General features: G+C 63.7%; 24 protein-coding genes. 14 read left to right on the top strand and 10 right to left on the bottom strand.

Features of this window, described 5'->3' with window-relative positions; translation table 11 throughout:
* Window positions 1-25: 25 nt before the first annotated feature.
* The 6 genes from XI06_RS06455 (at window position 26) to XI06_RS06480 (ending at window position 6514) form a co-directional block, all read left to right on the top strand.
* Window positions 26-295 carry a GlsB/YeaQ/YmgE family stress response membrane protein gene (locus tag XI06_RS06455; RefSeq protein ID WP_237864037.1) on the top strand — a complete coding sequence of 90 codons (270 nt, stop codon included), beginning with the start codon at window positions 26-28 and terminating at the stop codon, window positions 293-295.
* Window positions 296-559: 264 nt separating this feature from the next.
* A complete protein-coding gene (locus tag XI06_RS06460) occupies window positions 560-2308 on the top strand; it encodes a type I secretion system permease/ATPase (RefSeq protein WP_271604853.1) in 1749 nt (582 codons plus the stop codon).
* Window positions 2305-3639, top strand: a complete 1335-nt coding sequence (locus XI06_RS06465) for an HlyD family type I secretion periplasmic adaptor subunit (protein WP_237864035.1) — start codon at window positions 2305-2307, stop codon at window positions 3637-3639. The genes XI06_RS06460 and XI06_RS06465 overlap by 4 nt, the downstream gene beginning before the upstream one ends.
* A gap of 242 nt (window positions 3640-3881) precedes the next feature.
* Window positions 3882-5351, top strand: a complete 1470-nt coding sequence (locus XI06_RS06470; protein WP_237864034.1) for an AMP nucleosidase — start codon at window positions 3882-3884, stop codon at window positions 5349-5351.
* A gap of 146 nt (window positions 5352-5497) precedes the next feature.
* Window positions 5498-6136: a tetratricopeptide repeat protein gene (locus XI06_RS06475; RefSeq protein ID WP_271604854.1), complete on the top strand. Its 639-nt coding sequence runs from the start codon at window positions 5498-5500 to the stop codon at window positions 6134-6136.
* Window positions 6137-6238: 102 nt separating this feature from the next.
* Window positions 6239-6514, top strand: coding sequence for a DUF1488 family protein (locus XI06_RS06480; protein ID WP_271604855.1), 276 nt, complete (start codon window positions 6239-6241; stop codon window positions 6512-6514).
* A 100-nt stretch (window positions 6515-6614) separates the two neighbouring features.
* Here XI06_RS06480 and XI06_RS06485 read toward each other — a convergent pair whose 3' ends face one another.
* Window positions 6615-7097, bottom strand: a complete 483-nt coding sequence (locus tag XI06_RS06485; protein WP_237864031.1) for a CinA family protein — start codon at window positions 7095-7097, stop codon at window positions 6615-6617.
* A gap of 161 nt (window positions 7098-7258) precedes the next feature.
* Between XI06_RS06485 and XI06_RS06490 the strand changes: the two genes are divergently transcribed.
* From XI06_RS06490 to XI06_RS06500, 3 genes are read left to right on the top strand one after another with little or no spacing between them, the layout of a single operon-like run.
* Window positions 7259-8317, top strand: coding sequence for an amidohydrolase family protein (locus XI06_RS06490; RefSeq protein WP_271604856.1), 1059 nt, complete (start codon window positions 7259-7261; stop codon window positions 8315-8317).
* Window positions 8318-8342: 25 nt separating this feature from the next.
* Window positions 8343-9452 (top strand): amidohydrolase family protein, encoded by a 1110-nt coding sequence (locus tag XI06_RS06495; protein WP_237864029.1) that lies wholly within the window; start codon window positions 8343-8345, stop codon window positions 9450-9452.
* Window positions 9452-9865, top strand: a complete 414-nt coding sequence (locus XI06_RS06500; RefSeq protein WP_057746215.1) for a Rieske (2Fe-2S) protein — start codon at window positions 9452-9454, stop codon at window positions 9863-9865. Before XI06_RS06495 ends, XI06_RS06500 begins: the two co-directional genes overlap by 1 nt.
* 68 nt (window positions 9866-9933) lie before the next feature.
* Here the strand turns inward: XI06_RS06500 and XI06_RS06505 are convergent, their stop codons facing one another.
* Together XI06_RS06505 and XI06_RS06510 are read right to left on the bottom strand one after the other, a co-directional pair.
* Window positions 9934-11280: an MFS transporter gene (locus XI06_RS06505; RefSeq protein ID WP_237864027.1), complete on the bottom strand. Its 1347-nt coding sequence runs from the start codon at window positions 11278-11280 to the stop codon at window positions 9934-9936.
* A gap of 144 nt (window positions 11281-11424) precedes the next feature.
* Window positions 11425-12324, bottom strand: a complete 900-nt coding sequence (locus XI06_RS06510) for a transcriptional regulator GcvA (RefSeq protein WP_237864026.1) — start codon at window positions 12322-12324, stop codon at window positions 11425-11427.
* A 110-nt stretch (window positions 12325-12434) separates the two neighbouring features.
* Between XI06_RS06510 and XI06_RS06515 the strand changes: the two genes are divergently transcribed.
* Together XI06_RS06515 and XI06_RS06520 are read left to right on the top strand one after the other, a co-directional pair.
* Window positions 12435-12638: a DUF1127 domain-containing protein gene (locus XI06_RS06515; protein ID WP_237864025.1), complete on the top strand. Its 204-nt coding sequence runs from the start codon at window positions 12435-12437 to the stop codon at window positions 12636-12638.
* Between the two features lie 78 nt (window positions 12639-12716).
* Window positions 12717-13340, top strand: coding sequence for a GNAT family N-acetyltransferase (locus XI06_RS06520; RefSeq protein WP_271604857.1), 624 nt, complete (start codon window positions 12717-12719; stop codon window positions 13338-13340).
* A 63-nt stretch (window positions 13341-13403) separates the two neighbouring features.
* Here the strand turns inward: XI06_RS06520 and XI06_RS06525 are convergent, their stop codons facing one another.
* Both XI06_RS06525 and XI06_RS06530 read right to left on the bottom strand, forming a co-directional pair.
* Window positions 13404-14234 carry an enoyl-CoA hydratase gene (locus XI06_RS06525; RefSeq protein WP_237864023.1) on the bottom strand — a complete coding sequence of 277 codons (831 nt, stop codon included), beginning with the start codon at window positions 14232-14234 and terminating at the stop codon, window positions 13404-13406.
* A 71-nt stretch (window positions 14235-14305) separates the two neighbouring features.
* Window positions 14306-15007 carry an SDR family NAD(P)-dependent oxidoreductase gene (locus XI06_RS06530; RefSeq protein ID WP_271604858.1) on the bottom strand — a complete coding sequence of 234 codons (702 nt, stop codon included), beginning with the start codon at window positions 15005-15007 and terminating at the stop codon, window positions 14306-14308.
* A gap of 246 nt (window positions 15008-15253) precedes the next feature.
* On the opposite strand from XI06_RS06530, the gene XI06_RS06535 reads away from it, so the two are divergent.
* Together XI06_RS06535 and XI06_RS06540 are read left to right on the top strand one after the other, a co-directional pair.
* Window positions 15254-17038 carry an acyl-CoA dehydrogenase family protein gene (locus tag XI06_RS06535; protein WP_271604859.1) on the top strand — a complete coding sequence of 595 codons (1785 nt, stop codon included), beginning with the start codon at window positions 15254-15256 and terminating at the stop codon, window positions 17036-17038.
* Window positions 17039-17082: 44 nt separating this feature from the next.
* Window positions 17083-18171 carry a Zn-dependent alcohol dehydrogenase gene (locus XI06_RS06540; protein WP_237870889.1) on the top strand — a complete coding sequence of 363 codons (1089 nt, stop codon included), beginning with the start codon at window positions 17083-17085 and terminating at the stop codon, window positions 18169-18171.
* A 77-nt stretch (window positions 18172-18248) separates the two neighbouring features.
* Here XI06_RS06540 and XI06_RS06545 read toward each other — a convergent pair whose 3' ends face one another.
* The 5 genes from XI06_RS06545 to mbfA form a co-directional block, all read right to left on the bottom strand.
* Window positions 18249-18602: a nuclear transport factor 2 family protein gene (locus XI06_RS06545; protein WP_237870891.1), complete on the bottom strand. Its 354-nt coding sequence runs from the start codon at window positions 18600-18602 to the stop codon at window positions 18249-18251.
* A 28-nt stretch (window positions 18603-18630) separates the two neighbouring features.
* On the bottom strand, window positions 18631-20103 hold the full coding sequence (locus tag XI06_RS06550) for an amidase (protein WP_237870893.1): 1473 nt from the start codon (window positions 20101-20103) through the stop codon (window positions 18631-18633).
* 92 nt (window positions 20104-20195) lie between these two features.
* The gene (locus XI06_RS06555; RefSeq protein WP_237864017.1) at window positions 20196-20726 is read right to left on the bottom strand and encodes a cytochrome b; all 531 of its coding nucleotides are present in this window, start codon (window positions 20724-20726) and stop codon (window positions 20196-20198) included.
* A 28-nt stretch (window positions 20727-20754) separates the two neighbouring features.
* Complete coding sequence (locus XI06_RS06560; RefSeq protein WP_237864016.1) at window positions 20755-21621, bottom strand: hypothetical protein; 867 nt, start codon at window positions 21619-21621, stop codon at window positions 20755-20757.
* Window positions 21622-21630: 9 nt separating this feature from the next.
* Window positions 21631-22602, bottom strand: coding sequence for an iron exporter MbfA (gene mbfA / locus XI06_RS06565; RefSeq protein WP_237864015.1), 972 nt, complete (start codon window positions 22600-22602; stop codon window positions 21631-21633).
* 184 nt (window positions 22603-22786) lie between these two features.
* Here mbfA and XI06_RS06570 point away from each other — a divergent pair, with 184 nt between their 5' ends.
* On the top strand, window positions 22787-23509 hold the full coding sequence (locus XI06_RS06570; RefSeq protein WP_271604914.1) for a hypothetical protein: 723 nt from the start codon (window positions 22787-22789) through the stop codon (window positions 23507-23509).
* Window positions 23510-23563: the final 54 nt, after the last annotated feature.

Raw genomic sequence — 23563 nt, forward strand, 5'->3', positions numbered from 1 at the left:
CGTTAACGGAGAGGGACTTCATCTTATGTACATTTCTGGCCAAAGCCTCATCGTCATCCTGTTTGTCGGCTTGGTGGCCGGCTGGCTCGCTGGCAAGATCGTGCGCGGCGCCGGGTTCGGCATCATCGGCGATATCGTGATCGGCATCGCCGGCGCGTTCGTCGCAACCTTCCTGTTCCCGAAGCTCGGCATCCATATTGGCGTCGGGCTGGTCTCGGAGATCATCTATTCCGCCATCGGCGCCATCATCCTGCTGCTGGTGGTCCGGCTGATTCGCGGCGGCGGCCGGCTCTAGCGGTTCGACCGATCGGAACCTTGTGCCTCTCCCCGGCGCCTCGTCAGCGTCCTGGGGGGAGGCGCTTGTCTTTACTCGAAAAAGCCGCAAAGACTGTGAAATACCGGACTTGCGGATCGGGCTGTCCGCAGTAGATGTGGCAAGCTCCGGATGAATTTGATTGCATTGCAAGCGGGGAGAACCCGATATTAATCCGCGGCGCGTACGCCTCGATTTGCCTTTTAAATCAGGGGGTCTGCCCCTCACCCGAAAGAGATCAGACTGATGGCAGCCGTTCCCGGCCTCCGCCGTTCAGAGCTCGGTGACGCGCTGCGTGCCTGCCGCACTGCATTCGTCGGCGTCGGCTTCATGAGCTGCATGATCAACCTGCTCTATCTGACCGGGTCGATCTTCATGCTAGAGGTCTACGACCGGGTGCTGCCGAGCCGCAGCATCCCGACCCTGGTCGGCCTGATCGTCCTCGCCGGCGGCCTGTATGTGGCACAAGGCGTGCTCGACATGATCCGCAGCCGCATCCTCGGACGGGTCGGTACCGCGCTCGACGAAGCCCTGAACGCGCGTGTGTTCGACACCATCGTGCGGCTCCCGCTCCTCGTCGGCAATCGCAACGAGGGGCTGCAGCCGCTGCGCGATCTCGACAATGTCCGCTCCTTCCTCGGCAGCATGGGCCCGAGCGCCTTCTTCGACCTGCCCTGGCTGCCGCTCTATCTCGGCATCTGCTTCGTCTTCCACGTCTGGATCGGCGTGACCGCGCTGGTCGGTGCCGTCATCCTGGTCGGCCTGACGCTTGTCACCGAGTTCCTGTCCCGCCAGCCGGCGAAGGAGGCGATGGGCCTTGCCGCCCAGCGCAACGACCTCGCCCAGTCCAGCCGCCGCAACGCCGAGGTGCTGGTGTCGATGGGCATGGCCGGCCGGCTCAACGCGCGCTGGAGCGCGGCCAACGAAAAATACCTCGCCGGCAATCAGCGTGCGAGCGATGTCTCCGGCGGCCTCGGCGCGATCGCCAAAGTGCTGCGCATGATGCTGCAATCGGCCGTGCTCGCTGTCGGCGCGACGCTCGTCATCCACCAGGAGGCGACCGCCGGCATCATCATCGCAGGCTCGATCCTCTCGGCCCGCGCGCTGGCGCCGGTCGATCTGGCCATCGCGCACTGGAAATCCTTCGTCGCGGCCCGCCAGAGTTGGCAGCGCCTCAGCCGGCTCCTGGACCAGATACCGGCGCAGACGATGCCGACCCAGTTGCAGGCACCCACCAGCCGCCTTTCGGTCGAAGGCGTCGCCATGGTGGCGCCGGGCGACCAGCGCCTCATCGTCCAGGACGTCAATTTTACGCTCGAAGCCGGTAACGGCCTCGGCGTGATCGGGCCGAGCGGCTCCGGCAAATCCTCGCTGATCCGCGCGCTGGTCGGCGTCTGGCAACCGGTCCGTGGCAAGGTTCGGCTCGACGGCGCTGCGCTCGACCAATGGTCGAGTGACGTGCTCGGCCGCTACATCGGCTATTTGCCACAGGACGTCGAACTGTTCGGCGGCACCATCGCGCAGAACATCAGCCGGTTCGATCCCGAGGCGACCTCCGACGGCATCATCGCCGCGGCCAAGGAAGCCGGCGTGCATGAGATGATCATCAAGATGCGCGAGGGCTACAACACGCAGGTCGGCGAGCAGGGCACTTCGCTTTCCGCCGGCCAGGCCCAGCGCGTGGCGCTGGCGCGCGCGCTCTACGGCAATCCGTTCCTGATCGTGCTGGACGAGCCCAATTCCAATCTCGACACCGAAGGTGACGAAGCGTTGACCCGCGCGATCCGCAGCGCCCGCGAGCGCGGTGCGATCGTCGTCGTGGTCGCGCATCGCCCGATCGGCGTCGAGGCGGTCGACCAGATCCTGGTGCTGCGCGATGGCCGCATGCAGGCCTTCGGTCCGAAGGAGCAAGTGCTCGCCCAGGTGCTGCAGCCCCGCGTCGCGCCGCCGGCGCCGATCAAGGTCGTCAGCGAAGGCGGAGTGGCCAAAGCATGAGCACGATGACGGTTGGCGGGACCAAGTCCGCCGCGACGAAGACCGTACGGGAATCGATCCGGTTTCACCTGTTCCTCGGGCTCGGAATCGTGGCGTTCCTCGCCGTAGGTCTCGGCGGCTGGGCCTCGACGGTGCTGATCTCGGGCGCGCTGATCGCGCCGGGCCAGATCGTGGTCGAATCCAACGTCAAGAAAGTCCAGCATCCGACCGGCGGCGTCGTCGGCGAGGTGCGCGCCCGCGACGGCGACGTGGTCAAGGCCGGCGACATCGTGGTGCGGCTCGACGACACCGTCACCAAGGCGAACCTGGCCATTGTCACCAAGAACCTCGACGCAGCGCTGGCGCGCGCGGCGCGGCTTCAGGCCGAGCAGCGCGGTCTGGACAAGATCGAGTTTCCGCAATCATTGCTTGACCGCGGTGACGATCCCGACGTCAAGGCGTTGCTCTCTGCCGAGACCAAGCTGTTCGACGTCCGCGTCAACGGCCGTGCCGGTCAGAAGGCGCAGCTGCGCGAGCGCATCCAGCAGCTCAACGAGGAGATCGAGGGTCTTTCCGCGCAGGAGAAAGCCAAGGACAAGGAGATCGGGCTGGTGCAGCAGGAGCTCACCGGCGTGCGCGATCTCTATGACAAGCACCTGGTGCAGATCTCGCGCCTGACCACGCTGGAGCGCGACTCTGCGCGCCTCAATGGCGAGCGCGCGCAGTACATCGCCTCGCGGGCGCAGGCCAAGGGCAAGATCACCGAGACCGAGTTGCAGATCATCCAGGTCGACAAGGACATGGTGAGCGAGGTCTCCAAGGATCTGCGCGAGACCAACGACAAGAGCGGCGAGCTGATCGAGCGCAAGGTCGCGGCCGAAGACCAGCTTCGCCGTGTCGACATTCGCGCCCCGCAGGACGGCATGGTGCTGCAATCCACGGTGCATACCGTCGGCGGCGTCGTCACCGCCGGCGACACCCTGATGCTGATCGTGCCGCAGGCCGACGACCTCCAGGTCGAGGCCAAGGTCAATCCGGTCGATATCGACAAGCTGCAGATCGGCCAGAAGACGTTGCTGCGTCTGTCCGCCTTCAACCAGCGTACCACGCCCGAGCTCACCGGCGTCGTCAGCCGCGTCTCGCCTGATGTCACCACCGACCAGCGCACGGGCCAGAGCTACTACACCATCCGCGTCTCGATGTCGGCGGAGGAAGTCGCCAAGCTCGGTGATTCCAAGCTGATTCCTGGCATGCCGGTGGAAGCGTTTGTGCAGACCGGCGACCGCACCATGCTGTCCTACCTGTTGAAGCCGCTGCACGACCAGTTCATGCGGGCCTTCCGGGAGAAGTGACGCGCGGCAGCGCGTCATCCCGGAGCGCGCTCAGCGCGCATCCGGGATATCGAGCGGCAAGCTCAGTCTCGTAGGGTGGGTTTAGCCCTGCGGACTGCGCGAAGCGCAGACCGCTCTGCGTAACCCACCACTACTCTATCCGCGGAAGCAGAAGTGGTTGTTACGCTGCGCTAACCCACCCTACGGCACTTTTTTCTTTGCTATAGTTCGACTCAAGCTCCAGCAACCCCGCCGGTCGAACAATGCAATCTCCACCCTCCATCGCCACGAAATCCTTCTCCGATGCATCCGCGGCCGTCGCTCGCCTCGAAGAGATCTACGAGCGCAATACAAAGTTCCTGCGTGACCGGTTCGAGGCCTATGTCTCGGGTGAGGCGATCACGACGCGGGTGCGAGCCTATTATCCTTTCGTCCGCCTCACCACTGCGACGCATGCGCGACTGGACTCGCGTCTCTCCTATGGCTTTGTCGCCGGCCCCGGCGTGCACGAGACCAGCGTGACGCGGCCGGATCTGTTCCGGGCCTATCTCACCGAACAGATCGGCCTGTTGATCCAGAACCATGGCGTACCCGTCGAGATTGGCGAATCCGCCGAGCCGATCCCGATCCACTTCGCCTATCGCCGCGACATCAACATCGAAGCCGCCATCACCACCAGCGAGAATTCGCCGATCACGCGATCGCTGCGCGACGCGTTCGACGTGCCTGATCTCGCCACGATGGACGATTCCATCGCCGACGGTACGTTCCAGCGTCAGGCGGGCGCCCCCGAGCCGCTGTCGCTGTTCCGCGCCGCCCGCGTCGACTACTCGCTGCGCCGGCTCTACCACTACACCGGCACGGACCCGGAGCATTTCCAGAACTTCGTGATTTTCACGAACTACCAGTTCTATATCGATGCCTTCGCGCAAGCGTGCCAGCAGCGGCTCCAGTCCGGTGAAGCTGGGCTCGACGCGTTCGTTGCACCCGGCAACGTCATCACGCGCGGCGACGGAAGTACGACCGGGGTCGCGCCTGCGCGCACACCGAATATGCCGGCCTTTCATCTGGTCGCGCCTGATTGTCGCGGCATCACGCTGATCAATATCGGCACCGGTCCGTCCAATGCGCGCAACGTCACCGATCACGTCGCGGTGCTGCGGCCTCACGCCTGGCTGATGCTCGGGCACTGCGCGGGCTTGCGCAACACGCAACGGCTTGGCGACTATGTGCTCGCGCACGGCTATGTGCGCGAGGACCATGTGCTCGATCGCGAGCTGCCGCTGTGGGTGCCGATCCCGGCACTGGCCGAGATGCAGGTCGCGCTCGAGCAAGCGGTTGAGGACGTCACGGGTCTCGAGGGCTTTGAACTCAAGCGCCTGATGCGTACCGGCACCGTCGCCAGCGTCGACAACCGCAACTGGGAGATCTCCGGGTCCGAGGTCATTCGCCGCCTGTCGCAATCGCGCGCGGTCGCGCTCGATATGGAATCGGCCGCGATCGCCGCCAACGGTTATCGCTTCCGCGTGCCTTACGGCACGCTGCTCTGCGTCTCCGACAAGCCGCTGCACGGCGAGATCAAGCTCGCCGGCATGGCCAGCGAATTCTACCGTGCCCGTGTCGGCCAGCATCTCGAGATCGGCCTGAAGGCGCTCGAACGGCTCAAGCAGCAGGAATCGGAGCGGCTGCATTCGCGCAAGCTTCGCAGCTTTGCCGAGGTCGCGTTCCAGTAAAGCCGGGCAGCTCTGCCCGAACAACGGCAGCACGCCTGTCGTGCCGAGCCGCTGATGTGCTCGCCTTCGTGTCGCGGGAATATCCCTGCCGAAGCAGGGTTATCATCTCGTCCGGGGCGTGTTCGAGCAGACATCAGGAGACCTCAATGGTCAGTCCGATCATCAGGCTTGCCGTTCGCGGCGCGTATCTTGCGGCGCTCGTTGTCGCAGCCGGATCTGCGCCTGTCTGGGCCGCAGGCGGAGGTGGCGGCGGCGGTGGTGGAGGCGGCGGTGGTGGCGGAGGCGGCATGGATCCCTTCGCCCACCCCTCTTCCAGCCAGAGTACGCCGGCCCCGACCTATCCCGCGCGCACCGGCACCAAAGCCACCCAAAAGGGCAAGAAGGCCAACAACCAGTCGAGCATCGATGATCCGGCTTTTGCCGCAGGCTACCGCGTGGCCTACGACACCATATACGAGCGCAACGACTACCCCGCCGCGATCGCGCAGTTGAAGTCACTTGGCCACGACGACAATGCGAATGTCGCGAACCTGATCGGTTACTCCTACCGCAAGCTTGGCGACTACAAGCAATCGCAGGTCTGGTACGAGCATGCGCTGACGATCGATCCGAACCACGTGCTGACCTGGCAGTATTATGGTCTATGGCAGCTCGAGCAGGGCAATCGCGAGCAAGCGATGTTTCATCTCAGCCGGATCGCGGCCATTTGCGGAACGGATTGCGATGAATACAAGTCGCTGGCCACGGCATTGAACAAGCCCACTGGAACAGCTCTCGCGTACTGAAGCAGGCCGGGACGGCCGGCTATGAGATGCACGCCATCTGCGGGGTGACAAGTTGCGCGAATTTCAGCATTGTCCCGTTCGGGGGGCGAACGGGACAGTTGCATGCCGCTTTTGCGCGACAGGATCATCGGCCACGACATCGAACGTCTGGCCTTTCGCTTCACCATGCTGAATGACGGTGACGTTGTGGACTGCCAGATCAGCGACGCTGCAATGGACGAAATCGCGGGCATGCAAGGCACCGAGAGCAGCGCCCGGCAAGCGCAGTTCTTGTCTTTGCGCGAAACCATCGAGCGGATCGCGTCAGATCTTTATGATGAGGCGCCGCGGTTCAAGGGTTATGTGGTGCGGATTTTTGTGCGGCATTTGGGGCGGTAGCTATCGCGTCCTATTCCGCTGTCATCGCCCCGCTTTCGCGGGGCATGATAGAGAATATGTGGCGATAGCGTCCCGATTCACGAGAGCAGCAGGAGCCAGCTCATCCCTCGAGTTTCCCTAACAGCAACTTCAGCGCCGTCGCCGCAAACACCTGCATGTTGGCGAAGCGATCACTGCTGCCCGTCTCCAGCGTCACCACCTCCGTCGCGGGCCCTGTGACCGCCATGCAGCTGTGGCCGGCGGCATCGCCGTAGCGGTTGCCGGTCGGGCCGGCTGCGCCGGTCTCGGACAGGCCCCAGTCGGAGCCGAAGCGGCCGCGCATCTGCTCGGCGAGGAGCTTTGCGTAGGGCTCCGAGGATGAGCGGAAGCCTTTCATTCCTTCGTCCGAAATATCCATCAATACGCGTCTGGCGTCGCGGGTGTAGACCACTGCGCCGCCGAGGAAATAGGCCGAAGCTCCGGGCACCGCGAGCAGGCTTGCTGCGATCAGGCCGCCGGCCGAGGATTCTGCAACTGCAATGGTTTGTTGGCGCGCGATCAGTTTCGCTGCAACCTGTTCCGCAATGCCGACGAGCTCTTTCATCCCTCACCCCTTGTTCCCTCGCAACCGAGCTCAGCCTTCCTAGCATATGACAGCGGCATTGGCCGAGTTGCGGGCGAGGGGCAGGCCTGCTTGAATGGAAGGCGAGGCGGCCAAGCGCCGCCCGCGATAAGACGACGAGGAAACGTGAGAAGGGAGACGTCATGGCGTCCCTGATCGCCGGCGGGGTGGATTGCGATGTGCATCCGGCCGTGCCGCATCTGACCAGCCTGCTGCCCTACCTGAACGACTATTGGCGCGACCAGGTGACGACACGCGGCATGGTCGACCTTGTCTCGCAATCCTATCCGAAGAACTCGCCGATCGTGGCGCGACCCGATTGGCGTCCCGAGACCGGCAAGCCGGGCGAGAGCCTCGAGGACATGCAGCGGCATGTGCTCGATCCCTTCCAGCTCAAACACGCCATTTGCAATCCGATTTACGGCGTGCAAATGGTGTTCTCCGAGGACATGCAGGCTGCCTTCTGCCGCGCGCTGAATGAATGGCTCGCCAGGGAATGGCTCGATCGCGACTCCAGATTGCGCGGCTCGATCGTGATCCCGACGCAAAGTGTCGAGAAATCAGTCGCCGAGATCGTGCGTTGTGCAGAGGACAAGCGCTTCGTGCAGGTGCTGATGCTGGTCATGGGGGACACCCCGCTCGGCAAGCGCGCGCTGTGGCCGATCTATGAAGCCGCGGAGCGGCTCGACCTGCCGGTCGGCATCCATGCCGGTTCCGCCTATCACAATCCGCCGACCGCGGTCGGTTGGGGTTCCTATCACATCGAGGACTATGTCGGTCAGGCCCAGGCGTTCCAGACCCAGCTCACCAGCCTGATCGTTGAGGGCGTGTTCGCAAAATATCCGCGGCTGAAGATGGTGATGCTGGAGTCAGGCGTCTCCTGGATCTCGCCCTATCTCTGGCGCCTGCACAAATTCTGGCGTGGGGTGCGGATGGAAACGCCCTGGGTCGATCGCGCCCCGCTGGACATTGTGCGCAGCAACATCCGGTTCTCATTACAGCCATTTGATGCGCCGCCGGACGAGGCGACATTAATTCGCCTGTTTGATCATATGCAGTCCGACGAATTGGTCCTATTCTCCACGGACTATCCGCACTGGCAGTTCGACGGCCAGGACGCGCTGCCCGAGGGTCTCACCCCCGATCTCGTGCGCAAGATCATGATCGACAATCCGCATGCCACCTATCCCCGCCTGAAATGAGCCCGCTGCCAAAGGAGGCAAGGCGATGAATATCCAGTTCCGCGAGAGCCAAGAAGCCGCTTCCCCCTTGACGACGAAGACCGCAATTGCGGACTGCGACATCCATCCGGCACGCGCCACGCGGACCGAGCTTTATCCCTACCTCGCCAAACGCTGGCAGCATCATCTCGAGGTCTACGGCGTCCATGCCTATCAGGGCATGATGGAAGGCCCGCCCTACCCGAAGGCCCAGCCCAACGCCTCGCGCCGCGATGCTTATCCGCCCGAAGGCGGCCCGCAGGGCTCTTCGCTCTCCTTCATGCAGAAACAGCTGCTCGATCCCAACAACGTGCAGCTCGGTGTGCTCAATCCGCTCAACACCGGGCAGGGCATCCGCAATCACGAACTCTCGGCGGCGCTGTGTTCGGCGATCAACGACTGGCAGATCGACAAATGGACCAGCAAGGACAAGCGGCTGAAGGCGTCCATTGTCGTGGGCAATGAGGACGGGCTGTCGGCTGCTGCGGAGATTCGCGAGCGCGCCGGCGACAAGAACTTCGTGCAGGTGCTGCTGCTGAGCCGCAATGTCGAGCCGCTTGGCCAGCGCCGCTATTGGCCGATCTATCAGGCCGCGGAAGAGGCGGGGCTTCCGGTCGGCGTCCATGCCTTCGGCTTTGGCGGTAATCCGATCACGCCATCAGGCTGGCCGTCCTATTACATCGAGGAGATGGTCGGCCACTCGCAGTGCCAGCAATCCGCGCTGGCGAGCCTCGTGCTGGAAGGCGTGTTCGAGCGTTTCCCGAAACTGAAGATGGTGATGATCGAGGCCGGGTTCGGCTGGGCGCCGTCGCTGGCGTGGCGGCTCGACAAGGTCTGGCAGCGGTTGCGCAGCGAAGTGCCGCACGTCAAGCGGCCGCCGTCCGAATATATCCGCGAGCAGGTGTGGTGGACTACGCAGCCGATGGAAGACCCTGAAAGACGCGAGGATCTGTTCGACGTCATCAAATGGATCGGCTGGGACCGGCTGTTGTTCGCGACCGACTACCCGCATTGGGACTATGACGAGCCGTCGCGTGTGCTGCCGGCGGGCGTCAGCGAAGCCGATCGCGATGCGTTCTATCTCGGCAATGCCAAGACGCTGTACGGGATTGCTTGATGGCGCGGCATGTGGTCGCCGCGGTCGATGAATTGCCGCCCGGCACGCGAAAATTTCTGGAGATCGACGGACGGCCGATCGCGGTCTTCAACATCAAGGGCGAGTATTTCGGTCTGATGAACCGCTGCCCGCATCAGGGTGCGGCCTTGTGCGAGGGCCCGCTGATCGGTCTCGCGCAGTCAAAGGATCCGGGCGAGATCGAATACACCAAATTGGGTGAGATCATCCGCTGTCCCTGGCACGGCTGGGAGTTCGACATCCGCACCGGCCAATCCTATTGCGACCCTCGCCGTTTCCGCGTGAAGGCCTATCCGGCCCATGTCGAGCCGGGCGCAAGCGTGGTGAAGGGACCATATGTGGCGGAGACGATACCCGTGAAGGTCGAGAGCGACTACGTGGTGGTGGAGCTGTAGCTGCTGGCCGCACGGGAGCTGCGCTCCTTCTCCCCACAGCCGGGGAGAGGCGAAGAACAACGACCATCCTAATGCCCCGTCGCCGGCTCGACGGCCGTATCATAGACCGGCACCGTCTTGCCGCCGCCGCGATAAACCACGAGCGCGGCGATGATGCCGAGCGCGGCGCCGAACATGAGCCAGTACGCCGGCGAGGCCTTGTCGCCGTTGGTCATGCTGATCAGCTTGGTCGCCACAGCCGGCGTCGATGTGCCGAAGATGCCCGCAGCCAGTGCGAAGGCGATCGAGAAGCAGGTGGTCCGGACATGGGCCGGCACGATCTCGACCAGACATCCCAGCATCGTGCCGCTGTAAACGCCGAAGTAGAACGAGAACATCATCTGGACGGCCAGCAATTTCCCGAGCGTGGGAGCTGCCGCGAGCCAGGATAGCGCAGGGTAAGCCGTCAGGAATGACAGGGTTGCGATGGTCACCAGCACGGGCTTGCGGCCGATCCGGTCGGACAGCGCGCCGCCGACCGGATTCCAGATGAAGTTGGTCACGGCAACGAGCAGGGTCACAAGCAATGTTCCCGTCGGCGAAAGGTTGAGCTGCTTGCCGAAGCCGGGGGCATACACCGTGATGAAGTAGAAAGTGGTCGTGGTCAGCACGGCAATCATCATGCCGAGGATGACGATGCGCCAGTTGGCGAGCGCCGACGCGAACACTTCGCGTGCGGTCGGATGCTTCTTCATGGCCAGGAACGCCGGCGTTTCCTCGAGCGAGCGCCGCAGGAAGAAAATCACGGGGATGATGATGCAGCCGACGAAGAACGGGATGCGCCACTTCGCGACTCCCCCAAACACATCCAGGAAGGTGTCACCGGGGATAGCTTCCCGCAGGATGAAACCGAGGATCGCTGCGACGAAGATCGCGACCTGCTGACTGGAGGACTGGAACGAGGTGTAGAAGCCGCGATTGCCTGGTGTTGCGATCTCCGACAGATAGACCGAGACGCCGCCCAGCTCCACGCCGGCGGAGAAGCCCTGAATCAACCGGCCAATGAGCACAATGGCCGGTGCGGCAACGCCAATCGCTGCGTAAGACGGGCAGAAGGCGATCACCACAGTGCCGAGCGCCATGAGCGCGAGCGTGACGATCAGGCCCTGGCGGCGGCCGATACGGTCGATATAGGAGCCGAGCACAATGGCGCCCACGGGGCGCATCAGCGCGCCAAGCCAGAACACACCATACGCATTGAGCAGTGCCGCGGTCTCGTCCGCGGCGGGGAAAAACGCCTTGGCGATGTCCTGCGCATAGAAGCCGAACAGGAAGAAGTCGAACTGCTCGAGGAAATTGCCCGATGTCGCGCGCAGGATCGCGCCGATGCGCGACTTGAGCTCGGGCGGATTTGATGATGCTGCTGGTCCAGCCATTGACGTTGCTCCCCTTGAAGACGCGGCCGGACCGGAACTCATTTTCACGGCAAGGCGACAGATTGCTGCTGCGACAATCTGCCTAACCCCTCTCGCGCGAGGCCTTGCGAGTCAACCCATTTCACTGCGGAAGCTGATGATTTTTCAGGCTTTATTCTGCGTCGCAGCGATCATCCATTGGCGAAAGGCGGCGAGCTTCGGCACCTCGCGACGGCCCTCCGGCGAGACGAGATAGAAGCCGGCATCGGCCGGCAGCGCGATCTTGAAGGGAACCACGAGCCGACCCTTGGCGATGTCGTCCTTGACGTAGGAGGTTCGTCCCATCGCCACGCCGATGCCGTCGATCGCGGCCTGGATGGTCATGAAGATCATGTCGAAGGTGATGCCGGGCTGCTTGGCGATGTCGGCCGGCAGCCCGGCCGCCGTCAGCCAGAGCCGCCAGTCGTCGCTGTTGGCATTGGAGGTGTGCAGCAGCGGATAGCCGCGCAGATCCTCCGGCTGACGCAGCGGCTTGTCGCCGCGCAGCAGTGAGGGGCTGCACACAGGGAACAGCTCGTCCGCCATCAGCCAGTCGGCGCGCAGGCCCGGCCACTGGCCACGGCCGTAGCGGATCGCGGCGTCGACGTCGTCACGCTGGAAATCGACCAGGCTGGTGGACGTGGTGATGCGGACGTCGATGTCGGGATGCGCATCCTGGAAATCAGCAAGCCGGGGCAGCAGCCATTTTGCGGCGAGCGAGGCCAGCGTCGAGACCGTCAGCACCTTGTCGTCGTCCTTGCGCAAGAGCCGGTCGGTGGCGAGCCGGAGATCGTTGAAGGCGGCGCGAACACCTGGGAGGTAGTCGCGCGCCTCCGGCGTCAAGGCCAGCGCGCGGTTCTGCCGGATGAAGAGACGGATGCCGAGCTCCTCCTCGAGCCGGCGGATCTGATGGCTGATCGCGGTCTGAGTCACGTTCAGCTCGCTGGCGGCCAACGTGAAGCTGAGATGGCGCGCAGCAGCCTCAAACGCCCGCAATCCGTTCAGGGACGGCAATCTGGCAGTCATTTGGCAGCAGGATGCATGAGCTTATTTCATGCGAAGAGGTACAAATTGTCGTTTGTCGCAGTGCACCTGGAGGCACATATTAGCGTTCAAGTTAGCTCAAGGAGCTGAAGATGTCCACTTTGACCCAGAATTCGATGACAAATCATCATGCACCGGGCCTGATCCAGCAGGTCAGTGAGACCATCCATGTCTGGCACGAGCGCTACCGGACCCGGCGCGAGTTGACCAACTGGACCGCCCGCGATCTCCACGACGTCGGCCTGTCCTGGACCGACATTGCCTTTGAGGCCGACAAACCCTTCTGGCGGGCCTGATAGGCCGTCAGGCCGGCGCCGCCTGATCACAGGGGCGCCGGCGGTCCCCTCTTTGCTATCCACACTTGGGCTCGTGTCATGAGCACCTATCGCCTCGAAGAGCTGAAGCAATATTCGGATACGCTGCGCACCCGCGACGGGGAGGCGGTCAACCTCCGCTTCGTCGAACCGCGCGATACGGACGAGCTTCAGCACTATTTCCGTTCGCTGACGACACGCTCCCGCTACAACCGATTCTTTGGCGCGATCAGCGAATTGCCGAAGGGGCTGCTGAGCGAATTCCTCGACGTCGGAACGCGCGAGCGTTTTACCGTGGTCGCGACCAAGATGGTCGATGGCTTCGAGACGATCGTTGCCGAGGCGCGCTACGCGCTCCACGCCGAGACGTCGACGCTCGAATTTGGCCTGTCGGTCGACGACCGCTGGCAGGGCCACGGCGTCGCGACCGCGCTCATGAAGAATCTCGAATGCCGCGCTGCCGCGCTCGGCGCCGAGCACATGTTCGGCGATACGCTGCGCTCCAACGAAACCATGATCTCGCTCGCACGCAAATCCGGCTTTGCCTTCGTCAATCATCCCGATGATTGGAAGCTGGTGCGCTTCGACAAGGAGATCAACGTCGCGCCAAAGGACATTCCCTGCGCGAGCTGGCGTCTCGCTGCGCTTTCCCGTCAGGCCGAACGCCCCTCAGCCTCGGCCTGACACCACTCCGAGCCCGGCCTGGCCAAGCCAGCGCCGGGCTTCTTTTTGTCGAGCGGCGTCCTTCTACTTCCCCGTAAACACCGCCTTCCGCTTCTCGATGAACGCCTGCACCGCCTCCTTGTGATCGGCAGTCGTGGTCAGGCGCACCAGCCGTTCGGCTTCGTGATCCCTGGCGGTTTCGAAGTCGAACAGCAGGGCCTCGTCGAGATTGTCCTTCATGTAGCGCAGCGCCAGGCGCGGGCCTTCGGCGAGCGACTTTGCCAAAGCGAAGGCCTCGGTCTGCAGCTTGTCGTCAGGGACGACGCGATTGACGAGACCGATGGCTTCGGCGCGCGCGGCATCGACGCGGTCGCCGGTGAACAGCAATTCGCGCGCCCGCGCGGTGCCGACGAGGCGGGTGAGCAGCCAGGCGATGCCGTAATCGCCCGACAGCGCGATGCGGGCATAGCCGGTGGCGACGAAGGCCGATCGCGCGGCGATGCGGATATCGCAGGCCATGGCGATGGCAAGCCCGGCGCCGACCGCAGGGCCGGGCAGGGCTGCGATGGTCGGCTTGCGCACCGAGACCAGCGCGCCGGTAAGCAGCCGCTGCCGCTCCTGGAGATCGGCGATGCGTTCTTCCTGCGACATCTCGAGTGTCTTGGGGTCGCGATGCGCCCCCATGCCCTTGACGTTGCCGCCAGCGCAGAACGCCTCGCCCGCGCCGGTGATGAGGAGCGCGCCGACATCGGGGCTCTCGCCACATCTACGGATCATCGTGCGCAGCGCCGGCGTCAGGGTGTCCGACAGCGAATTGCGCGCCTCCGGCCGGTTCAGCGTGATCACGGCGACGCGGTCGCGGATGACGCAGAGAAGTTCGTTGGTGCCGGTGTCGATGGTGGTTTCCGTGGTCATGTTCGCCTCCCCATTTCTTGGCGTCATTCCGGGTTCGGTCCTGCGGACCGCCCCGGAATGACAAACCCAATTTAAAACTTCTCGACCCAAGGCCGCAGCTCCAGCTCCCAGCTCCAGGCGCTGCGCGGCTGCTGCAACACGTTCCAGTAACTCTCGGCGATCGCATCGGGATCCAGCATCGAATCCGGCTTGTCCGCCGCTTCCGTGCGCGTCGCACTCCGGATGCCGCCGTCGATCACGAAATGCGCGACATGAATGCCTTGCGGCGACAATTCGCGCGCCATGCTCTGCGCAAGGCCGCGCAGCGCGAACTTGCCCATCGCGAACGGAGCCGACAGCGCATAACCCTTGACGCTGGCCGAGGCGCCGGTGAACAGGATCGCACCGTGCTGGTTCGGCACCATGCGCTTTGCGGCCTGCTGCGCCACGAGGAAGCCGCCATAGGCGCTGACCGCGATTGCGTTCGCGACGTCGGCCGGGACGAGTTCGACGAACGACCCGCGTGCGCGGCCAGAGGCGTTGTAGACGACGAGGTCGGGCGTGCCGATCTCGCGCTCGATGAGGCCGAACAGGCGCTCGACCTCCTCAGGCTCGGTGGCGTTGCAGGCATAGGCCCTTGCGCCGGTCTGGCTGCAGAGCGCACCCAGCTTCTCGATCTTGCGGGCGGCCAGCGCAACGCGAATGCCTTGCGCCGACAGCAGCCGCGCCAGCGAGGCGCTCAGGCCTTCGCCGGCACCGACGATGAGGGCGATCTTGTATTTCGGATGTTCCATGATGTGGTCTCTGGCGTGATCTCTCGGGGACGGGACAGCGTTGATCTAGGCATGGCCATCGCGGACAACCAGCCGCGGCCCCGGGCTGGCCGATCACAATTCCGCAGAGCGAATTGCTCCTTCACGGCGATCATGCCTCCCTGACAATTTGCAGCTTTATCGGCTCTCGCGACGGGAGCATGATCGACATCATCTCAAGCGGCAAGCGATAAGAATTGCCACCGGGCGGAAGCGAAGAGGACGATCATGCACAAGCCGGTCACCGCGCAGCCAAAGCATGCCGCGGCCGAGCCGTCGGGCCTCCTGGCGCCGGATACGTCGGGCATGAATTTCTACCGCGCCGATCAGGCGCTGACGGATCTGTTGCGCATCCATCTGCCGGAGGCGCTGTTCCGTCACATCGAGCCGCATCTCGACCGCCTCGGCGAGCTCGCCGGTGGCCGTCTCGACGAATGCGCGCGGCTTGCCGACCGGCACACGCCGGTGCTGCATCAGCGCGACAAGTTCGGCCGCGATGTGCAGTGGATCGAATATCACCCGGCCTATCGCGAGCTGGAGAACGCCGCCTTCGGCGAGTTCGGCATCCACGCGCTGTCGATCCGCAAAGGCATCATGGGCTGGCCGGATAAATATCCGGTCGTTGCAAAACACGCTTTCACGTTTCTTTTCAACCAGACCGAATTCGGCATGGGCTGCCCGATCAATGTGACCGATGGCTGCGCCAAGCTGCTTTCGAATTTCGGCAGTGACGCGTTGAAGGCAAAGTATCTCGATGGCCTAACCTCGACGGACATGAGCAAGCTGACGCAGGGCGGCCAGTTCATGACCGAGAAGGAAGGCGGCTCCGACGTCGGCACGCTGACAACGCGCGCCGTGCAGGAGGGCGACCATTGGCGACTCCACGGCGAGAAATGGTTCTGCTCGAATGCCGATGCAAAAGTGGTGATGCTGCTGGCGCGCCCCGAGGGCGCCGGCCCCGGCACGCGCGGCGTCGGCCTGTTCCTGATGCCGCGCTTCCTCGACGACGGCTCGCAAAACCACTACCGGATCGTGCGCCTGAAGGACAAGCTCGGCACTCGCTCGATGGCATCAGGGGAGATCAAGCTCGAAGGCGCAATCGCTTATGCCGTCGGCAAGCTCGATCGCGGTTTTGTGCAGATGGCCGAGATGGTGAACTCGTCGCGGCTGTCCAATGGCGTCAAATCCACCGCGCTGATGCGCCGCGCCTATCATGATGCGATGACGGTCGCGAGGAACCGCGTCGTATTCGGCAGCCGCATCATCGACCTGCCGCTCGGCCGCCGGCAGATGCTGAAGATCATGCTGCCGGTCGAGCAGGCACTGTCGATGAGTTTTCTCACCGCCGACGCGCTCGACCGGGCCGAGGCCGGTAGCCAGGACGCGGCGGCGCTGTTGCGCATCCTGACACCGACCTTGAAATTTCGTGCCACGCGCGATGCACGAAAGGTGTGTGGCGATGCGCTCGAGATGCGCGGCGGCATCGGCTATGTCGAGGAATTCGCCACGCCCCGCCTGCTGCGGGATGCGCATCTCGGCTCGGTTTGGGAGGGCACCGGCAACATCGTCGCGATCGATGCGCTCCGGCGCGCCGTCGGCCGCCATGGCGCCGAATCCGCGCTTGCCGCCGATCTGCATGCGCGTCTCGATGACAGTGCCTCAGTGCCTCAGACCTGGCGCGACAATTTGCGCAGCCTCGTCGATCGCGCGGTCGGATTTGCGCGCGAGGTCGCCAGCAAGTCCGAGAACGAGGCGGATGCGCGCCGGGCCACGAGCCTGCTCTATCATGTCGCCAGCGCCGTCGCGCTCGCTTGGGAAGCGCATCGCATCCACGACATGCGCGGCGATGCGCGCCGGCTGCTGCTGTCGCGGCTGGTGATCGACCACCGGGTGTCGCCGAGTGATCCGTTCCGGCTGACGGAAAATGCCACGCAGGCTAAGATCGGATCGCTGCTGCTCGGTGATCGCGATGCCGGCATGAGCGAGGTTGGCGAACTCGTTCTGGCGGCGTAGGCTGCGCTCCACGATCAAACAAGAAATGCGATAGGGAGTATTCGATGAAGGCCGCCGTCCTCTATGAAGTGAACAAGCCGCTGGTCATCGAGGATGTCAGCCTGCCCAAGCCCGGTCCGCGCGAGGTCCTGATCCGCACCGCGGTCGCTGGTCTCTGCCACTCCGACCTCCACTTCATGGAAGGCCTTTATCCGCATCCGCTCCCCGCGGTGCTCGGCCATGAGTCCGCCGGCATCGTCGAGCAGGTCGGCTCCGACGTCACTTATGTGAAGCCCGGCGATCACGTTGTCACCTGCTTGTCTGTGTTCTGCGGCACCTGCGATAACTGCACCACTGGCCGCACCGTGCTCTGCACCGACACCACGGTGAAGATGCTGCCGGGCGTCTCAGATCGGATGCAGTGGTCGAAGCCGGAGAAGCTGCACCAGTTCCTCAATCTGTCGTCCTTCGCCGAGCAGATGCTGGTGCACGAGAACGCCATCGTTAAAATCAGGAGGGAGATGCCGCTCGATCTCGCCGCGCTGATCGGCTGCGGCGTCATCACCGGCTACGGCGCGGTGGTGAATACGGCGAAGGTCACGGCCGGAGAGACCGTGGCAGTGATCGGCTGCGGCGGCGTCGGCATGGCCGCGATCAACGGCGCGCAGATCGCCGGTGCCGGCCGCATCATCGCCATTGACACCAATCCTGCCAAGCTTCAGCTCGCAACCAAGCTGGGCGCGACCGACATCATCAACCCCGCCGACGGCGACGTGGTGAAGCAGGTGCGCGATCTCACCAATGGCGGCGTGCATCATTCCTTCGAGGTGCTCGGCCGCAAGGAGACCGCCGAGCAGGCCTTCGCCATGCTCGCCTCGGGCGGCACCGCCACCATTGTCGGCATGATCCCGTTCGGCCAGAAGATCGAGCTGCACGGTTTTGACTTCCTGCGCGAGCGCCGCATCCAGGGCTCGTCGATGGGCTCCAACCATTTCCGCGTCGACATGCCGCGGCTGGTGGATTTCTACCTGCGCGGCCGGCTGCACCTGGAAGACTGGATCTCGGCCAAGCTGAAACTGAGCGAGATCAACGAGGGTTTTGCCAGCATGAAAGCCGGCAAGACGCTACGCAGCGTGATCGTGTTTGATAGCTAGGTGCTGCTGCTCAAAGGGGCCGCCTCAACACAGCTGTCATCGCCCGGCTTGACTGCAGAGTGTGAGGACGGCCCACCTCACCGCGACACGTGCGCCGACACCGCCAGCCACGTCCCGTTCTTCTTCGCCCAGCAATCGGTATATCGCCCGGTCGACTGCTGGCTATCGGCCGTGGTGTAGCTCGTCGCCGCGTGGATGATGGCGAAGTCGCCCATGATGCGGATGATGACGTCAAACGCGTGCAAGTTCCGGATCGCGATCGGCCGTGCGGTCTGCTCCAGGAAGGCGGCGCGGTCGACCAGCGTCTTATCAGGGTTGGAGCAGTAAAACTCCGGCGCCAGGATCTCGTCGAAGCGATTGACGTCACAGTTCTGCACGGAAGCGACATAGTCGCGGTTGAGTGCGGTGAGCTGTTCGAGGTCCTGGCTCATGGTGCTTCCTCTCCCTGGGATGAGGCCTTCAATCATCAAACATCTTCGGCGGCACGAACCCGCCGAACTCACGCTCGATCAACTCAGCCAGCTTGAGCGGTGTGCGGTCCTCCAGCCACGGGCCGACGATCTGCACGCCGACCGGAAGTCCATCCGGCGCAAAACCCGTCGGGATCGCGGTCGCAGGCAGGCCGGGGAGCGTGGCGATGCCGGGCCAGGCGAGCTGGTCGGTATAGACGTGCTCCTTGCCGTCGATCCTGATCCGGCGCTGCTCCTGGTCCTCCGAGTGATCGTGGGGATAGGCCGGTATCGGCATGATAGGACAGATCACGGCATCGAAGGATTTGAACAGCTCGTGCCATTCCGCGCGCAGCCGTGTCCGGCCGCCGCGCGCTATCAGCCAGTCGCGATGGCTGAGCGCGATACCGCGCAGGCGTTCAGCCTGCAGGCTGTCGGCGCTGGCAGGCAGTGTGGCCGCCGCTGCAACTGCGCCTGCGTAGAATTCGGGAGAGAAGCTGGCGGCGAGGAACGACAACAGCATTCGCATATAGAGGCGCGAGGACGCCGCGAAATCCGGCAGTAGCGGACTATTGCGCTCGATCTTGACACCGGCCTTGGCAAGATTGTCGGCGAGCGTATTGATGCTCCCGCGCACGGCGGCGTCGGTCGGCAGCACCGGATCGGTATCGACCACGAGGACGCGGAAATCTTTCAGCGAGCTGTGACGTGCCGCAGGCAGCTCGAGCCTGTAGGCCTTGCCGTTGTCGAGCGGGTCGGGCCCGGCCATGACGTCGAGCAACAGGGACAGATCGCCGGCGCTCCGCGCCATCGGGCCAACCACGGCGAGATCACGCTCATAGGCGAGTGGCGGAGCTGGCGGCGGCGTATGGCCGCGCGAGGGCAACAGATCGAAGGTCGGCTTGTGTGCGTAGACGCCGCAGTGAAAGGCCGGCACGCGCAGCGAGCCGCCGATATCCGAGCCGAGTGAAAGCGGGCCGTAACCGGCCGCGAGCGCCGCCGACGAACCGCCGGAGGAGCCACCCGGCGTGCGGCCGAGATCGTAGGGATTGTTGGTGGTGCCGTAGATGTCGTTGTAGCTCTGCCAGTCGGCAAGCGCGAGCGGCACGTTGGTCTTGCCGAGCACGACAGTGCCGGCGTCCTTCACCCGCGTCACCGGCAGCGAATCTTCCTTGGCGATGAAGTCCTTTTGCGCAGGATTGCCCCAGGTCGTGGGCAGGCCGGCGATGTTGTAGGATTCTTTCACCGTCATCGGCAGGCCGAGCAGCGGCCTGCGCTCGCCACGGGCCAGCGCTGCGTCGGCTGCGCGTGCCGCATCGAGCGCACGGTCGAAATCGCGGACGCAGATCGCGTTGACCTTGCCGTCGTGGCGTTCGATGCGACCGATCGCATCCTGCGTGAGCTCGACCGACGAGACCTTCTTTGCCGTCAACGCGGCCGACAGCTCGAGCGCGCTCTTGAAACTCCATTCTGATTTCGCCACGACATGCTCCTGCGCTTCATTGGTTGCGATGATGCGCAGTTTTAGCCGATGCCGCAACCGCCGTTTGATCGCGGTTGACCTGCCCGGAACATCTATCCGGGCAGCATTCGCCGCATGACACTGTCGCGATAGATGAAAATGTGCGCCAGCGCCGCGGCGATATGAACGCCGATGGTGACGAGAAGCGCCCATTCCATCGCCTGGTGCAGGCCGTCGATGGTGCGGCCGGCGGCGGCGTTGTCGGACGCGAGCATCGGCAGTGGCACGAGATAGAAGTACGAGACGGACCAGCCCCGGAAAGAGGCAAACACCCAGCCGGAGAACGTCGTCGCAAGCACGAGAGCGTAGAGCAGCCAGTGCACGACCTCGGAACTCAGGCGCTGCCAGGCGGGAAGAGAGCTCTCGGGCGCGACGGGATGAGCGAGCCGCCAGACAAGGCGGAGAGCCGTCAGCGCCAGGATCGTGATCCCGATCGAGATGTGAAACGTCATTCCGGCGCCCGGGCTCATGCCGCGATGGAGGTCCGGCATCAGCCAGCCGATCGGATATTGCACGGCGAGTAGCACGACGATGCACCAATGGAAAACCTTGGCCGGTGTACCGTATTGCAGCTGGGGCATCATGGAGGTCCTGAGGTTGATGCGGCGCCGGTCAGGGCTGGAAGCTTCGCGTCGCGGCATGGATGAACGGATTGACCGGCCCGCTGCTCATGCGTGTGTCGGCATCAGATTTCTGCCCCGGCACCGGAAAAGCGTAGCCGATGATGGTCTTGACCACGAGGCGGTCGGACGCCGGCGTCAACCCGTAGCCGACGCCGAAGTTCACATCGAACACACCGGCCTTGAAGTCGGTGACGGCAAAAAGCGTATGTTGCTGGTCGGAGAGCTTGTCGAAGTTCCCGATCTGGCCGAGATCGCTGTAATACTCGAAGCCTGCGAACAGGTCGTCGCCGAACTTCCGCGCAATGCGCGCGGCCGGCGTGAAGTGCTGCTCCGCAAATTTGCCGAAATGGACGTCGACGATCGGATTGACGATGAACTCGTAGTCGCTGTTCCGCACCCCGATGATGGGGCGAATCTCCATCGAGAAACGGGATTGGGAGAAAGGCGGCGTCTCGTTGCTGAATTCGAAGTTCACGCCGTAGAAGAAATTGCGTTGTTCGGCGTGCGGCGAGACGAACAGCGTTCTCAGCTTGAAGGCGTCCGAATAGAAGCGCTCGTCCTGAATGGAGAACGGCAGATAGAGGCCAACCTCCCACCAATCGGTCACGCCGTAAGCGAATTCCGGCGTGCCGTTGAGGCTGTGGTTGGAGGCGAGCCCGCCGGGAAACGGGGGGCTCTTCTGTCCAAGCGCGATATAGTTGAGGTGTTGCTGGATCGTGAACTGGCCGACATCGGCGATGCCGGCGTTGTAGACCTGGATCTCGTCGGTAGCGTGCGCGTCGTCGTTCGACACAAGCAGGATCAACGCGCCGGCGAGGGTCGCGGTCGCGACGAGATGTGAACGGCGTCGCTTCATCACCGTCGCCTAAGCCGCCCCGATCAATATTCCCACCGCCAGCACGATCGCGCCGCCCAGCACGATCTGGAACACGGCCTGCAGGAATGGCGTGTCCATGTAGCGTGCGCGGATGAACGCAATCGCCCACAATTCGAAGAACACGACGATGCCGGCGATACCAGTCGCGATCCAGAATGCGTTGGCCCAGTGGTCGGGTACGAGATAGGGCGCGGTGTGGCCGAGCCCGCCGAGCGTCGTCATCGCGCCGCAGGTAATGCCGCGCAGCCAAGGCGATCCGCGCCCCGTGAGCGAGCCGTCGTCGGACAGCGCTTCGGCAAAGCCCATGCTGATGCCGGCGCCGATCGAGGCGGCAAGGCCGACCAGGAACGTCTGCCAATTCTGGTGGGTGGCGAAGGCCGCGGCGAACAGCGGCGCCAGCGTCGAGACCGAGCCATCCATCAGGCCGGCGAGGCCCGGCTGCACATATTGCAGCACGAACATGCGGCGGTTGGTGCGGTCTTCTTCCGCGCGCACGTCGGTGCTCAGGATCTGGTCTGTCAGTTTCGCGGCAGTGTTTTCATGGCCTTTCTCGGCTTCGGCGAGATCGCCGAGCAGACGGCGCACGCCGACATCCTGGGCCTGTTCGGCGGCCTTCACGTAAAAGCGCTCGGCCTGCATTTCCATGGTCTCGACCTCCTTGCGGATGGTGTCGAGTGGCAGATTCTTGACGAGCCAGACCGGGCGGCGCTTCAGGAATCCCTTGACGTCCTCGCGGCGGATCGGCGGCAGGTGCGGGCCGAAGCGTTGCTCATACATTTCCAGCAGCATGTGGCGATGGCTGCGCTCCTCCTCCGCCATCTGTTCGAAGAGCTTGGCCGAATCCGGATAGCGCTCCTTGAGGTCCTCGGCGAAGGTCATGTAGATGCGGCTGTCCTCCTCTTCGGAGGAAATCGCGACCGCCAGCACTTCACGCTCGGTCAAATCGGCAAAATTCTTCACTGACTGCGCCTGATGTAGTTTAGAAAGATTCTAAACTGATATAGGCTGCAATTCGTTCAGGGTCAATTCACGCGAGCCGCGCGAAGGCTTGCATCACAAGGGCCGTCACATCGGCGCTTTTGTGTACGGAACCGGGTCTCGACGTACAGGTTCGAATCTTTGGATGTGGGTGGACGGGTGAATGATGGACAAGGTCAAATTTCGTCTGAACGATCCGCGGCTGGCGCCGCGCCGCACCAAGCTCGAAATCCCCGGATGGGCCGGCAAGCGCGAACCACGCGCTGACGGTTCGCGTGAGCAGGTCTGGCACTGCGTGCCCTTTTCCGAGGGCGCGCAATACGGCATCGAGCTGTTCTATCCCTATGATTTCGAGCTTCACGTCACGACCAGGGAGGGTCGCTTGGTGCTCGAGGCCGATTGGGGTGAGCCGCCCGAAGGCGGCGCGGAATGGCCGCCGTTTCGCAAGTTCGGTGACGCCTTCTACACCTATCAGATCCTGCTCGATCTCAAGGTCGCAAAAGGCATGGCTGTTCGCACCGAGCCGCATCCGCGATTCTATACCGATCCGACTGACACCGTGCCGATTGCCGTCCCTGCGCTGATCCGCAATTGGTGGCCCATGATGTTCTTTTGCGTCTTCAAGGCGCCGGCCGAGGGCCGAACCCACATCTTCAGGCCCAACGAGCCGTTCGCGCAAATCATCGTCATTCCCGAGGAAGCGAATTTCGAGCTCGAGCCCATGGGCGAGGAAGAAGCGGCCGAGCGCGAGCTGCAGGCTCGCCGGATCTACACCAATCGCCCCAAACTGGCGGCAGGCACCGAGTGGACGTCGTCATCCGATACGGTGTTCGATGGCACTTATCGCCACCTGCATCGCGCGGCCAAGGAGAAGGCTCGGAACGGATAGCCGTTCCTGATCTTGCCGCGGACCTGCCAAGCTTTCCCAATTTCCCGTCACCAA

It is taken from the genome of Bradyrhizobium sp. CCBAU 11434 (genome assembly GCF_028128895.1).
Lineage (GTDB): Bacteria > Pseudomonadota > Alphaproteobacteria > Rhizobiales > Xanthobacteraceae > Bradyrhizobium > Bradyrhizobium zhengyangense.

What these genes read in the sequence shown, in the direction of transcription:
- XI06_RS06455 (WP_237864037.1), top strand. Translation starts at nt 26, where the DNA reads ATGTACATTTCTGGCCAAAGCCTCATCGTCATCCTGTTTGTCGGCTTG.
- XI06_RS06460 (WP_271604853.1), top strand. Translation starts at nt 560, where the DNA reads ATGGCAGCCGTTCCCGGCCTCCGCCGTTCAGAGCTCGGTGACGCGCTG.
- XI06_RS06465 (WP_237864035.1), top strand. Translation starts at nt 2,305, where the DNA reads ATGAGCACGATGACGGTTGGCGGGACCAAGTCCGCCGCGACGAAGACC.
- XI06_RS06470 (WP_237864034.1), top strand. Translation starts at nt 3,882, where the DNA reads ATGCAATCTCCACCCTCCATCGCCACGAAATCCTTCTCCGATGCATCC.
- XI06_RS06475 (WP_271604854.1), top strand. Translation starts at nt 5,498, where the DNA reads ATGGTCAGTCCGATCATCAGGCTTGCCGTTCGCGGCGCGTATCTTGCG.
- XI06_RS06480 (WP_271604855.1), top strand. Translation starts at nt 6,239, where the DNA reads ATGCCGCTTTTGCGCGACAGGATCATCGGCCACGACATCGAACGTCTG.
- XI06_RS06485 (WP_237864031.1), bottom strand. Translation starts at nt 7,097, where the DNA reads ATGAAAGAGCTCGTCGGCATTGCGGAACAGGTTGCAGCGAAACTGATC.
- XI06_RS06490 (WP_271604856.1), top strand. Translation starts at nt 7,259, where the DNA reads ATGGCGTCCCTGATCGCCGGCGGGGTGGATTGCGATGTGCATCCGGCC.
- XI06_RS06495 (WP_237864029.1), top strand. Translation starts at nt 8,343, where the DNA reads ATGAATATCCAGTTCCGCGAGAGCCAAGAAGCCGCTTCCCCCTTGACG.
- XI06_RS06500 (WP_057746215.1), top strand. Translation starts at nt 9,452, where the DNA reads ATGGCGCGGCATGTGGTCGCCGCGGTCGATGAATTGCCGCCCGGCACG.
- XI06_RS06505 (WP_237864027.1), bottom strand. Translation starts at nt 11,280, where the DNA reads ATGGCTGGACCAGCAGCATCATCAAATCCGCCCGAGCTCAAGTCGCGC.
- XI06_RS06510 (WP_237864026.1), bottom strand. Translation starts at nt 12,324, where the DNA reads ATGACTGCCAGATTGCCGTCCCTGAACGGATTGCGGGCGTTTGAGGCT.
- XI06_RS06515 (WP_237864025.1), top strand. Translation starts at nt 12,435, where the DNA reads ATGTCCACTTTGACCCAGAATTCGATGACAAATCATCATGCACCGGGC.
- XI06_RS06520 (WP_271604857.1), top strand. Translation starts at nt 12,717, where the DNA reads ATGAGCACCTATCGCCTCGAAGAGCTGAAGCAATATTCGGATACGCTG.
- XI06_RS06525 (WP_237864023.1), bottom strand. Translation starts at nt 14,234, where the DNA reads ATGACCACGGAAACCACCATCGACACCGGCACCAACGAACTTCTCTGC.
- XI06_RS06530 (WP_271604858.1), bottom strand. Translation starts at nt 15,007, where the DNA reads ATGGAACATCCGAAATACAAGATCGCCCTCATCGTCGGTGCCGGCGAA.
- XI06_RS06535 (WP_271604859.1), top strand. Translation starts at nt 15,254, where the DNA reads ATGCACAAGCCGGTCACCGCGCAGCCAAAGCATGCCGCGGCCGAGCCG.
- XI06_RS06540 (WP_237870889.1), top strand. Translation starts at nt 17,083, where the DNA reads ATGAAGGCCGCCGTCCTCTATGAAGTGAACAAGCCGCTGGTCATCGAG.
- XI06_RS06545 (WP_237870891.1), bottom strand. Translation starts at nt 18,602, where the DNA reads ATGAGCCAGGACCTCGAACAGCTCACCGCACTCAACCGCGACTATGTC.
- XI06_RS06555 (WP_237864017.1), bottom strand. Translation starts at nt 20,726, where the DNA reads ATGATGCCCCAGCTGCAATACGGTACACCGGCCAAGGTTTTCCATTGG.
- XI06_RS06560 (WP_237864016.1), bottom strand. Translation starts at nt 21,621, where the DNA reads ATGAAGCGACGCCGTTCACATCTCGTCGCGACCGCGACCCTCGCCGGC.
- XI06_RS06570 (WP_271604914.1), top strand. Translation starts at nt 22,787, where the DNA reads ATGGACAAGGTCAAATTTCGTCTGAACGATCCGCGGCTGGCGCCGCGC.